The organism is Desulfosporosinus lacus DSM 15449, assembly GCF_900129935.1.
In the GTDB taxonomy this organism is placed as follows: Bacteria; Bacillota; Desulfitobacteriia; order Desulfitobacteriales; family Desulfitobacteriaceae; genus Desulfosporosinus; species Desulfosporosinus lacus.
Genome location: NZ_FQXJ01000003.1, coordinates 455759 through 468238 on the forward strand (window position 1 = coordinate 455759; position 12480 = coordinate 468238).

10 protein-coding genes are annotated in these 12480 nt (G+C 43.6%); 9 read left to right on the forward strand and 1 reads right to left on the reverse strand.

Going from position 1 to position 12480, the window contains the following annotated elements; translation table 11 throughout:
• Positions 1-23: 23 nt before the first annotated feature.
• From BUB11_RS02345 to BUB11_RS02375, 7 genes are all read left to right on the forward strand, one after another.
• Positions 24-854 carry a transketolase gene (locus BUB11_RS02345; RefSeq protein WP_073027568.1) on the forward strand — a complete coding sequence of 277 codons (831 nt, stop codon included), beginning with the start codon at positions 24-26 and terminating at the stop codon, positions 852-854.
• Positions 847-1791 (forward strand): transketolase family protein, encoded by a 945-nt coding sequence (locus BUB11_RS02350; protein WP_073027570.1) that lies wholly within the window; start codon positions 847-849, stop codon positions 1789-1791. Before BUB11_RS02345 ends, BUB11_RS02350 begins: the two co-directional genes overlap by 8 nt.
• 338 nt (positions 1792-2129) lie before the next feature.
• On the forward strand, positions 2130-2816 hold the full coding sequence (gene ftsE / locus BUB11_RS02355; RefSeq protein ID WP_073027571.1) for a cell division ATP-binding protein FtsE: 687 nt from the start codon (positions 2130-2132) through the stop codon (positions 2814-2816).
• Entirely contained in the window at positions 2809-3696 is an 888-nt protein-coding gene (gene ftsX / locus BUB11_RS02360) for a permease-like cell division protein FtsX (protein WP_073027573.1), read from the forward strand. The genes ftsE and ftsX overlap by 8 nt, the downstream gene beginning before the upstream one ends.
• Positions 3697-3990: 294 nt before the next feature.
• On the forward strand, positions 3991-5142 hold the full coding sequence (locus tag BUB11_RS02365; RefSeq protein ID WP_073027575.1) for a murein hydrolase activator EnvC family protein: 1152 nt from the start codon (positions 3991-3993) through the stop codon (positions 5140-5142).
• A 252-nt stretch (positions 5143-5394) separates the two neighbouring features.
• Entirely contained in the window at positions 5395-6576 is a 1182-nt protein-coding gene (locus BUB11_RS02370) for a S41 family peptidase (protein WP_242947422.1), read from the forward strand.
• 187 nt (positions 6577-6763) lie between these two features.
• The gene (locus BUB11_RS02375) at positions 6764-7807 is read left to right on the forward strand and encodes a hypothetical protein (RefSeq protein WP_073027576.1); all 1044 of its coding nucleotides are present in this window, start codon (positions 6764-6766) and stop codon (positions 7805-7807) included.
• A 5-nt stretch (positions 7808-7812) separates the two neighbouring features.
• Here the strand turns inward: BUB11_RS02375 and BUB11_RS02380 are convergent, their stop codons facing one another.
• The gene (locus BUB11_RS02380) at positions 7813-8655 is read right to left on the reverse strand and encodes an HDOD domain-containing protein (RefSeq protein ID WP_073027578.1); all 843 of its coding nucleotides are present in this window, start codon (positions 8653-8655) and stop codon (positions 7813-7815) included.
• A 120-nt stretch (positions 8656-8775) separates the two neighbouring features.
• Here BUB11_RS02380 and BUB11_RS02385 point away from each other — a divergent pair, with 120 nt between their 5' ends.
• Together BUB11_RS02385 and uvrB are read left to right on the forward strand one after the other, a co-directional pair.
• Entirely contained in the window at positions 8776-10131 is a 1356-nt protein-coding gene (locus BUB11_RS02385; RefSeq protein WP_073027579.1) for a sugar ABC transporter substrate-binding protein, read from the forward strand.
• Positions 10132-10370: 239 nt separating this feature from the next.
• Positions 10371-12428, forward strand: coding sequence for an excinuclease ABC subunit UvrB (gene uvrB, locus BUB11_RS02395; RefSeq protein ID WP_073027581.1), 2058 nt, complete (start codon positions 10371-10373; stop codon positions 12426-12428).
• Positions 12429-12480: the final 52 nt, after the last annotated feature.

The following is a 12480-nucleotide window of genomic DNA, read 5'->3' on the forward strand; positions in this document are numbered from 1 at the left end:
GATGTGTTAAAGGAGGGAATCGAGTGACCACAATTGAATTAAAGCGAGTTGCAAATGTTATTCGGCAAGACATTATATCCATGCTTGTTACTGCGAAATCTGGGCATCCTGGCGGAAGCCTATCCGCTGCGGATATCGTGGCAACGTTATTCTTCAACGAAATGCGAATTAATCCCAAGGATCCAAAGTGGGCGGATCGAGACCGTTTTGTCCTTTCTAAAGGGCATGCAGCTCCGGTGCTGTATTCTGCTTTGGCGGAGAAAGGCTATTTTTCCAAGGAAGAGTTAAAGGGGCTTCGTCAAACAGGGCATATGTTACAGGGACATCCTGATATGAAAAAGACTCCCGGTGTGGATATGTCTACAGGCTCCTTAGGGCAAGGACTTTCAGCAGCCAATGGAATGGCCCTCGCAGGAAAGTTGGATGGCAAGGATTATCGAGTGTATGCTTTATTAGGCGATGGTGAGATGGCAGAGGGACAGGTTTGGGAAGCAGCGATGGCTTCTGCCCATTACAAACTGGATAATGTTACAGCTATCATAGATTATAACGGGTTGCAGATCGATGGCAAAACTGACAGTGTCATGTGTTCGGCTCCGCTTTTAGAGAAGTGGCAGGCATTTTGCTGGCACGTGATTGAAGTTGACGGGCATGATATTGATGCGTTGCTAGCAGCCTTTGCTGAGGCAAAAACGGTCAAAGGAAAGCCAACTATGATCATTGCCAAGACAGTGAAAGGTAAAGGGGTTTCCTTTATGGAAGACCAAGCAGGTTGGCATGGTAATGCGCCTTCAGTTGAGCAAGGCGAACAGGCCCTCAAAGAACTGCGGGAGGAGGCGGCGAACCTTGGCTGATAAACAAGCGACACGTGAAGCATATGGTAAAGCTCTCCTGATTTTAGGGGCGGAAAATCCAAACGTCGTTGTTTTAGATGCGGATTTATCAAAGTCGACTAAGACTGCTGACTTTGGTAAAAAATATCCAGAACGTTTTTTTAATATGGGGATTGCTGAGTCAAACCTGCTGGGAACGGCTGCCGGCTTAGCTGCAGCTGGTAAGATCCCATTTGCCAGCACCTTTGCAATTTTTGCAGTTGGACGGGCATTTGAACAGATTCGCAATTCTATTGCTTATCCGAAGCTAAATGTAAAAATTGCAGCTACACATTCAGGAATTACGGTTGGGGAGGACGGCGGATCCCATCAGGCCATCGAAGACGTGGCGATCATGCGCGCTGTTCCCAATATGGTTGTTTTAGTTCCTGCTGATGGAGAGGAAACACGCCAAGTGATTTTAGCCTCTGCTAAATATTACGGACCTGTTTACATAAGGATGGGTCGTCTGGATGTTCCCCTGCTTTTTGACGAGGATTATCATTTTGAAATTGGGAAGGCAAATGTCCTTAAAGAAGGAACAGATGTTGCCATCATGGCTAATGGCATTATGGTCTCTATGGCCCTGGAAGCGGCCTCTGATCTAGCCGCCGAGGGGATTAAGGTGAGTGTGGTTAACGTTGCTTCTGTAAAGCCGTTAGATGAAGACACGATTGTACGTGTTGCTAAAACCACTAAAGCTGTTGTGACAGCAGAGGAACACAACATTATCGGCGGGTTGGGAAGCGCGATCTCAGAAGTGCTTGCTGAAAGGCAACCTACGCCTATAGTTCGCGTCGGACTAAAAGACACCTTTGGGGAATCAGGGAAACCCGTGGAACTTCTCGAAAAGTACGGTTTGACTAAAGCGGCGTTGATCAAAGCTGTTCATGAGGTTCTTGCAAAAAAGCAAAAGTAATTTAAGGCAAAACCTATTTTCTAAAGTCGATCTGATTTTTTAATGGGACCAGCATACTGAAGTGCTGGTCTCTTTTTATGTTCTACCGATGGATAACCGACAATAACCCTCGAATAGGGTCGATAAGCGACGTAAGCCCCAAGAACTCACTTAGGCGGAGCTGCAGTCACTTAAGTGAGTTCCTTTGATTAGTATTATCGTGTTTCAAGCGGTTACTGACTAATTCCAAAACATAAGAATGTTTTGGAATTAGAGACAGGAAATCCACGGCTGGTGTCGAATAAAATAAGAGTTATAGAGAAAAAAGGGGCGCTGCGTACAAAATCAAGGAGGACTGTATGATTCAGTTAACAAATGTGTCCAAGATTTATCCAAATGGTGCCAGAGCCCTTGTCGATGTCAATCTAAAAATTGGCAAAGGGAACTTTGTTTTTCTGGTAGGTCCTAGTGGGGCCGGTAAATCCACGTTAATCAAGTTATTATATCGTGAAGAGACTCCGACCCGTGGGCAGGTTCAGATCAACAGCAAGAATTTAGTTAGAATGAAAGACCGGGAAGTGCCTTATCTAAGGCGTAATATCGGGGTGATTTTTCAAGATTTCAAGCTATTGCCGAACAAAACGGTTTTTGAAAATGTCGCATTTGCACTTGAAGTAATCGGAGTTGCCAAGCGTGAGGTTAGAAACCGTACCCTGGCGACATTAGAACTTGTTGGGCTTAAGGCAAAGGAGACAGCATACCCCCATGAACTGTCTGGCGGCGAACAACAGCGGGTCTGCGTAGCCCGGGCCATTATTAATAATCCTGCACTATTGGTGGCAGATGAACCAACCGGCAATCTCGACCCAGATACTGCATGGGATATTATGGAGTTACTTTATGATATCAATAAACGTGGCACGACCATTGTGATGGCTACTCACGCCAGGGCTATTGTAAATAAGATGCAAAAGCGTGTCATTGCTATAGAAAATGGTCGAGTAGCGCGTGATGAAGAAAAAGGGGGATATGGCTACGATGCTTAATTCCTCTGGTTATATTTTCAGAGAGACGATTAACTCTATGAAACGAAATCCGTGGCTTAGCCTGGCATCCGTCGTAACGGTTATGGTTTCTCTAGTGATCTTGGGTTACTCGATTTTTTTCTTAGCTAATGCCGCTAATATGGCTAAATCCTTTGAATCTGAGTTAGAGATTGGGGCATTTGTGCAAATTGAATACACGCCAGAAGAAGTACAGGACTTGAAAAGCCAGATTGAACAGATGCCGGGAGTAGAGTCAGTGACCTTGGTAACAAAGGAACAGGCTCTAGAAGAATTTGGCAGAACAATAGGTGGATCACAAGGTAATATTGTTTCTGATGTAGGAGGAACCAATCCTTTTCCAGACAAGTTGACAGTCAAAGCTACCGATCCACAGAACGTTAAAGCTTTGGCTAGCTCGTTGGAGAGCAACCCAGGGTTATACAAAGTACGTTATGGACAGGACTTTGTGGATCAGCTTCTTAAATTCACACAATGGTTGAGATGGATTGGCTTTGGTGTAGTCGCCGCCTTCGGCATCGCAGCTGTTGTGCTAATTTCTATTAATGTTAAAATGAATGTCTTTTCTCGTCGTCGGGAAATTCAGATTATGAAATTAGTTGGCGCCAGTAATAGTTTTATTCGTTGGCCTTTTCTTATTGAAGGGTTAGCCTTAGGCCTGGTTGGAGGGACATTTGCAGCTGTCATTGTTGGACTTGGCTATAATTGGATTACAGTGTATGTTCAATCAACACTGACTTTTTTGCCAGTGGTTCAAAATGAAGTTCTCTTTCGTCAGGTTTCTATAGGCCTATTACTCGGGGGCATGGTGATGGGAGCCCTGGGAAGTTTATTTTCTTTGCAGAAATTCCTGCGCGCATAGGGATCGGAAGTGTCTTACTCTGTGGGGCATGCACATTCAGCGACAGTGTCAGCAGGACACTGTCGTCTACATGTAAAGTTTCATTGCTCGTCTTGCCCTTTCACCATCATGAAACCTTGCCATATAGGCTGGGTGTTCTAATATCAAACATCCTTGTTTGAGTAGACAACTCCAGTATACATATGCAGTACATTCGACACTAGGCACGTACTGTGCCGTTGCTTGGGCATATTGAAGTGCAAATGTCACTAAGTATTTCTATGATAAAGTTTTATTTAAGGACGGTGGGGTTGTTTGTTTGGGAAGAAAGCCATACCAACTGTGCTAGTTAGTCTTCTTTTGCTTGGGACGTCGGCATTGCCTACCCGGGCTGATCAACTGGGGGAAAGTATTCAACAGAAAAATGATATTCAAAATCAAAAGGATCAAGCTCGTGGACAACTAAACAAGCTTACCTATACATCGGAAAAGATGAAGACTCAACTGGCTCAATTAGAAACCCAAGTTGCTGCGGCTCAGACCGCTTTGAATCAAAATAAGGTTGCCTATGTGCAAGCGCAAACCCAAGTTACCGCTGCACAAAAGGAATTGGATCAAAAACAAAAAGAACTTGATGACCGACGTATAGCACTGGGAAAACGTGCACGGGGAATTTATGAAAGTGGTCAGATTAGCCATTTGGAACTTCTCTTTCAGTCTACAGATCTCAGTGATTTCATTACGCGAATGGAGTATTTTTCTAAGTTAGTGGACAATGATCGTCAACTGCTTGCGGATATTGAATCCCAGAAAGCACAAATAGCCAAGAAAAAGAGCGACTTACAGGCTAAAAGGGATCAAGCCGCAAAGCTCGAAAAAGAAGCTGCGTTAGTCACTGCAGACCTTGAGAAGAAAAAATCCCTGCAAAGTAATGCTTTAGAACAGAATCAGAAAGCCCAGCAAGCTGCTTTTGATGAAATTGACCGATTGGAAGCCGAGTCAAAGGCATTGACGGAGAAAATTCGTAAATTGCAGGCAACACAGGCAGGAAAAGGATCTCAGGCAGGCAATGGAACAATTTCCACTTGGCCGGTACCAGGCTATTATGAGATAACCAGCCCCTTCGGCTGGAGGACTCATCCCATCACGAAAAAACGAAGTATGCATACCGGAACGGATGTTGGCGCTCCAACGGGGACTAAACTTCATGCTGCAGGAGCAGGGGTAGTTATAATGGCGGGTTGGAACACGGCCTATGGAAATATGACAATTATTGACCACGGCAGTGGCATATCCACGCTCTACGGGCATCAGTCGCGCTTGGATGTCAGCGAAGGGCAATCCGTTGAAGCCAATCAAGTCATTGGGGCTGTCGGCTCAACAGGGTGGAGTACAGGAGCACACTTGCATTTTGAAGTTAGGGTAGGTGGAAATCCTACTGATCCTTTACAGTATTTCCCTAACTAATGGATAAGCAGTATTTCTACGCAAGGATAAGCATATAATAGAGCAAGTCTAAAGAAAACTTGGCTGGTGCTAAGCCTTGAAAGGCGTCACTTTTTCGCCATCCTTGGTCAGCGATTGCCTAGTTGCACTAAATGCGCTGGTCTAACCTCGAACCTGGTGTTCGAGGTTAGAGCGACGCCATGGATGGCAAAAAGGGATATTCAGAAAGTTATTCTTTCTGACTAGTGCAAGAAAGGGAAGGGGTTTACTGGATTGCAAGAGTGGAACATGAAACGAATAGCCAAAAACATCGGAGTCATCTTCCTGGTTTTTTCTGTATTGGTAACCACGTTAGTGAGCGGGGTAGTAATTGCCAATGTCAATAACGTAGGACGGCTAGTGCATGTAGTACAACTTATTCGAAATGATTACTTAGAAAATGTTTCGACTGTTCAGCTTGTAGAAGGCGCAACTAAAGGTATCGTAGAAATCTTAGGAGACCCGTATTCAACGTACATGAATGCTCAGGAGAACCAAGAACTGTTTCAAATGCTTGAAGGAAAATTTGGCGGGATAGGGATTGTCCTGAGTCTCAAGGATCCTAAAAAGCTCGTAGTACTGCGTCCGATCAAAAATTCCCCGGCAAGCAGGGCTGGAATTCAATCGGGTGATGTTATCAGTAAGATTAATGATGCGGATACTTTAGGTATGGAGCAGGATAAAGCGGTGGGGTTGATGCGGGGAGAGCCCGGAACAAAAGTGGATATAGCTCTATATCGAGAGAGTAGTAATAAGACCTTTACTGTGAGTCTAACGAGGGAAAACATAACTGTTCCAACCGTTGATGGGCAAGCATTGCCTGGGAACCCTGATATTGCCTATGTCAGCATAACTCAGTTTGGCTCAGATACAGGGACAGAACTTAAGGAAACTTTTAATACCATGAACATTACTAAATTCAAAGGACTTATTCTGGATTTGAGGTATAACCATGGCGGCGAGCTCAATGCTGCGGTACAAGTTGCCAGCTACTTCATTCCAGAAGGTCCAGTTGTTTATATAGTAGATAAGCAAGAGAACGTTGATACTAAGATGTCAACAGGTACATATCTGGGGATGCCAATGGTGGTCCTTGTGAATGAAGAAAGTGCTTCAGCAGCTGAAATCGTTGCAGGCGCGATTAAGGATAAAGAAACGGCAAGTTTGGTGGGAGTAAAAACCTTTGGAAAAGGGATTGTTCAAACAATCTTCCCTTTGGACGGAGGAACCAGCGTCAAACTAACGACTGCAAAATACTTAACGCCTAATAAGTTGGATATTCATAAGAAGGGAATCGAACCAGATGTTGTGGTAGAATTAGGGAAAGGACAACAAGCTACCATCACCCCTCAAGACACTAACTTTGATGCTCAACTTCAGAAAGCGTTGCAAACACTGCAAGGGAAACTTAAATAAGGGCATAAAAGAATCAACATATCCTTCACTTTGTTTTAACCCAAGGAAATAAAATAGTGATTGCAAAGGCACGCTCATAAAATCGAGCGTGCCTTTAATTATTCCTATTCGAACCACGTTTTAGTGGCCTTCCTACCCCTTCTTGCATAGACTACGCTGACCGAAAAAAACGACGGGGGTAAGAAGCATGAGAAATAAGACTGGGGTGCGACATTACTTTGCCGAGGGACTGACCACCAGGGGTTACATATCTTTATTGCCAAATATGATGCCAAGTTGGAAACGTGCCTATATCTTGTTAGGTGGCCCTGGGACCGGTAAATCAACGTTGATAAAGATTGTTGGTTTAGAATTGTTGGATCGAGGATATGACATCGATTTTCTACGGTCGGTACGGGATCCGGATTCGATGGCAGGGTTTATTATGCCTCGGATGGGGTTAGGGATGTTAGATGCTATGGAGGTTTCTCCACTTCGTTGGCAAGCCCCGGGTGTTGTTGAGAAATTCACTGATTTCAGTCTGTTCTGTGATGAAGTGAAGTTGGAGAAGCAAAGGTCTTCAATAATTGAGATTGAAAAACGGCTGCAAGAACTGCAAATGACTTTGGAAGAAGAGCTAGCTTCTGAACTAGGGTCGTTAATAGGGTCCAGGACGACAAAGCCTCCATTAGATAAAGGGAACATTTCTTGGATTCTTGGGAACTCAGCTCAGCTGAAAGTTAAAAAAGAGAATACAGGTCCTTGGCCACTAGCGGAAAATGCTCTTAAACTACTGCAAAAAAGTGTTGTAAATCCGTTTTTCCTGCACGGCTTAACTGCGGAAGGATGGCTTAATCTGTCCCCCCATTTCTTGACGGATTTTGATCAGATTCGGTTGGAAGGAGACGAAACTCTAGATGCCTTAGATTGGGTGCTTCGTGAGGCTCAACAATTAGGGCAATTAATTGAAATCGTCTTGCACCCTCTCAATCCAGATGAAGTCATCGGGATAGTCTTTCCAGAGAGGCGTTTAGCAATCTGGCAAGGTAATCCGGAAAATTTGCATGACCAAGGATTAGAACGTCCTTTAAGCAAAACGTTAATAGAGACCTTAGCATCTTGGCAAATGAATAGGGCACAACTTAAAGCTATCTACATGGAGGCGGTTAATTTTGATCAAGTAGACGGTTGTCGTGAAACCATATTGAACCAGATTTTGTGTGATTTAAATACCAAAGTTAATTTAGAATAATTACATTAGCTGAATAGGGTTGGGTCTATAAGGAATTCCCCAAGATCTGCCATCAAAAGCTCAAGGTCGGACTCTTTAAGAGATAGTTTATCGAGCGCTTCCTGTTGTATCGGATTTAATAAACTGTCCACACCGCCGCCAATACCGAGTAAACTTGCAAGCCCGTTAGCGACATGAATTACGCAGGCGAGTTCGGGGTAGCTTGGCGCTTGTGACGGAGAATGATGATAGGAAATTGCAGACACCAGATCTTCCGGCAAAAACCAAGTCCTGGCCAAGAACCCACCAACAGTTGCATGATTATACCCTATGACTTTTTCCTCAAGTTCGGAATAGGATAGTTTTACCTCTTTTACTTTCTCGACAAGAAAAGGCCCCACTTCCTGTACATAAATAGAGATAACCAGTTTTCCGATATCATGAAGCAAGCCTGCAGTAAAGGCAACATCCCCAAAAGGGAGTTTATGATATTGACAAAGACGTTTCGCTGTCATAGCGGTAAGCATAGAATGCTTCCAAAGGCCCTCTTGCTCAATCTCGTAACCTATAAGGTTATTTTTCAATAGAGGGGCAACTGCGGAAGCCATTGCTAGCCCTTGTGTCACCTGAAAACCAAGCATGACGATGGCTTCCTGAAGAGAGGAGATTCGTCTGGCGTACCCATAATACGCAGAATTGGCTTGTCGCAAGATACCAGCTGTGAGTGAAGGGTCTTGGCCGATAACAGTTTCTAGCTCTTTAACGGTTGTCGCAGGGTTTTTGGTTAAGGCAATAACGCGCAAAGCAGATGTGGGCAGGGGCGGAAGAGCTTGTACACGCTTTAAGACATGTTCCAATTTAATAGTCAACTATAGGCCCTCCTTAATTTTTGCAGATATTCAAAGGAAGTTTTTCACAGGGATTTTTTATGACGACTAGGGGAAACTAATTTAAAGAATTGCTTGAGAACCCCGAAAGGAGTGCGTAATATGTCAAAAAGATTGCGATTCTTGGTTGTCTTAATTGCCGTATGTCTTAGTTTAACCATAACTGGCTGCAGTCTACAAGATCTTTTAGGGAAAAATAAAAATAAAACTTCTGCAAAAAAGGAAAGTGAACCAATTATAGCAGTTTCATTGAATGAGCAAGACCCTAACAAACTGCTTATTTCAAAAGGAATCGAAGATCTGGCCAAGAAAGAAGATGTAAAGGTAAAGTATATAAATAGTGAATCAAAAGAAGAGTCTCCTTTAAAAGATGCTAAGATCCTAATTTATCAAGGAGGAGATGCGAGCATTTTACAAGAATCTCAATCTGAAGAAATTCCAATTTTAGCTTTAACCCAACTTCCATCAGGAATAAAACCTGAAGGTATAATTATCCCTGATCAGGAAAAAGCCGGAGAGCTTATGGCTCAGACTTTATTGGGAAAAGTTACTGAGGGTCAATTGGTTATACTGCAAGGAGATCCTAACGAAAGTGGGTCCCAAGGACTTTTAGCAGGAAATAAGGCTATTCTTAGCAAGTATCCTAAGATTACCATACATACCATTTCAAGCCCCAAAGGATCTGAATCGGTAGCAAGGACAGGCCTAGTCGACTTTCTTCAAAAGAACCCTGATAATGTGCAAGGAATTTTAGCCCATAATGAAAGCTTGGCGGTACAGGCGAGCGAAGTTCTCAAACAAACTCAGTTAGACAAAAAAATTAGTTTGATTGGTGGACAAGCTAGTGTCTCATCCTTGGAGAGGATGGCTAAGGGTTCTCAATTCGGAGATATTGATACCTCTCCTTATCTACAGGGTGCCAATGCCTATCAATGGGCACAGAAAATCATTAAGAAAGAACCTCTAGAAGTAAATAATTCAATTACCAGCGAGCAAGGGGAAATACCTGCTAAAGTTATAGCAGTGAAGGCAGTAACTCCATCTAATTTAGCGGTCATTCAAAAAAGTTATACTACAACTATGCAAACTGCGGAAAAAGATAAAAAGCAAAAAGAGCAAGCGGAGTCCAAAGGGAAGGAAGAAAAGGATCAAGGGAAGGACCAAGGAAAAGATCAAGAGAAAGATCAAGCAGCCGATAAGAAAGAAGACGGGCAGTCCGGTGATAAGCAAAATCCTGTTCCTCCAGGCGTTGAGAAAGTTACAGAACGAATAAAAACGGAAACAACACGAGATTATCTTGATGCTGAAGGGAAGGTAATGGGCACAGAAAAAACCGTTAATGAACAGGTGAAAACAGTTCCGCCAGAGATGTTAAAGCAACAAGCAGAACAACCAAAAGATGCTGAAAAAGCTCAGGGAGATCAGGCGAAGGATGATTCGAAAAAAGAGGAAAAGTAAAAACGAAGTACAAAATAAGGAGACAGATATGTTGTTTGGTAAAATTACATCCTGTCTCTTTGTTATCGGACAAAAGCTCAAGAAACTAAAATTCTTGGAAATTCAACCAAAATATATATTGTGTTGTAAACAAACATTGCAGGGTAATTATTCTTGTGCTTCGATTTGTATAAGCACCAGGGTAGATGTAAAATACAGAGTAGAGCAACTTATTATATAATCGAAAGGAAGAGTGGCGCATGGAATTTCGTATACATGCCCCATACCAACCTGGCGGAGACCAACCCCAGGCTATCGATGCGCTGGCTGCAGGTCTGAATGAAGGCTTGAACCACCAGACGTTGCTGGGGGTCACGGGATCGGGGAAGACCTTCACTATGGCCAATATCATTATGAAAGTTCAAAGACCAACCCTGATATTGGCGCATAACAAAACCCTGGCAGCCCAACTTTACAGTGAATTTAAGGAGTATTTTCCGGAGAATGCCGTGGAGTACTTTGTGAGTTACTATGATTATTACCAACCAGAGGCTTATGTGCCTTCGAGTGATACATTTATTGAAAAAGATGCTTCGATAAATGAAGAGATTGAGAAACTGCGTCACTCGGCAACCGCTTCTTTGTTGGAACGCCGCGACGTGGTTGTAGTGGCCAGTGTCTCGTGTATTTATGGTTTGGGTTCACCAGAAGATTACCGTGATCTTGTCCTTTCCCTGCGACAGGGGCAAGTGATCGATCGTAATGAAATTTTACGCAAGCTGATTGCGATTCAATACGACCGTAACGATATAGCGTTTACTCGGGGAACTTTCCGTGTGCGTGGAGATATTGTAGAAATCTATCCGGCCTCCTCTAGTGAACAAGTGATTCGTGTAGATATGTTTGGGGATGAAATTGAGCACATCTATGAAATTAATATGCTGACTGGGGAGATTTTGGGTGAGCGGCATCATGTTTCAATTTTTCCGAACTCACACTATGTAACTGCCCAAGAAAAAGTTATGCAGGCAGCAGAAAATATTGAAATAGAGCTGGAAGAGCGACTGGATTTATTAAATTCCGAAAATAAGCTTCTCGAAGCACAACGCCTTGAGCAACGAACTCGCTATGATCTGGAAATGCTTAGAGAAATGGGATTTTGTAATGGAATTGAAAATTATTCTCGTCACTTAACATTTCGTGAGCCAGGAGAGACTCCTTACACCTTGCTAGATTACTTTCCAGATGACTTTCTCCTTTTTGTGGATGAGTCTCACGTTTCCCTTCCACAGGTGAGAGGAATGTATGAAGGAGACCGATCACGTAAGACTACCTTGGTAAACTACGGCTTTCGTCTGCCTTCTGCTCTGGATAACCGACCACTGACCTTTGCCGAGTTTGAACGAAGGATCAAGCAAAGTGTCTATGTCAGTGCAACACCCGGACCCTATGAATTAGCACATTGCCCGACGGTTACAGAGCAAATTATTCGCCCCACCGGGTTATTGGATCCAGAGGTTATCGTCCGTCCTACCAAAGGTCAGATCGATGATTTGCTAGGAGAAATGAGAAGACGGATTGCGAAAGATGAACGAGTCCTCGTGACAACCTTGACAAAAAGAATGGCAGAGGATCTGACGGATTACTTTATAAATTTAGAAATCAAGGTGAAGTATCTGCATTCAGATATTAAGACCCTCGAACGAGTGGAAATTCTTCGAGAACTTCGCTTAGGCGAGATTGACGTAGTCGTTGGCATTAACCTTTTACGGGAAGGCCTGGACTTGCCGGAAGTTTCCCTCGTGGCAATTCTCGACGCGGACAAAGAAGGGTTTCTTAGATCGGATCGCTCACTCATTCAAACCATAGGTCGTGCAGCCCGTAACGCTGAAGGTAAAGTTATTATGTATGGAGATAAAATTACCCGCTCGATGCAGAACGCCTTGGATGAAACGAACCGACGCCGTGAGATTCAAATGGCCTGGAACGAAAAGTCGGGAATTACTCCTCAAACCATACGCAAGGCAGTTCATGATGCTCCAGAGGCAATGAAAGTCGCGGAACTCAAAAAGGCTTATGGGACAAAGCTTCCTCCTGACGAGCTGGCACAACTTATTAAGAGCCTGGAAGCTGAAATGAGACTAGCGGCAAGAGACTTAGATTTTGAGCGGGCAGCTGAAATTCGAGATGCTATGATAGATTTAAAAGGGGAAGAAAACAAATATAAAATGACGAGTCAACAAGGCGGGAGCAAAAGAAATACTCGCTATGACCATAAAGCACAGAAAAAGGGGCCTTCTCGAAAAAGTAAGAAATAGGAAGAGCGAAGCGAGAGGACAGTGCGTTGTTTATCGGTAAATTTGAATCGGA

Bases quoted from the DNA above. Each gene is read 5' to 3' on its own strand.
- ftsX (WP_073027573.1), top strand. From the start codon at position 2,809: ATGCTTAATTCCTCTGGTTATATTTTCAGAGAGACGATTAACTCTATG.
- BUB11_RS02385 (WP_073027579.1), top strand. From the start codon at position 8,776: ATGTCAAAAAGATTGCGATTCTTGGTTGTCTTAATTGCCGTATGTCTT.
- BUB11_RS02375 (WP_073027576.1), top strand. From the start codon at position 6,764: ATGAGAAATAAGACTGGGGTGCGACATTACTTTGCCGAGGGACTGACC.
- uvrB (WP_073027581.1), top strand. From the start codon at position 10,371: ATGGAATTTCGTATACATGCCCCATACCAACCTGGCGGAGACCAACCC.
- ftsE (WP_073027571.1), top strand. From the start codon at position 2,130: ATGATTCAGTTAACAAATGTGTCCAAGATTTATCCAAATGGTGCCAGA.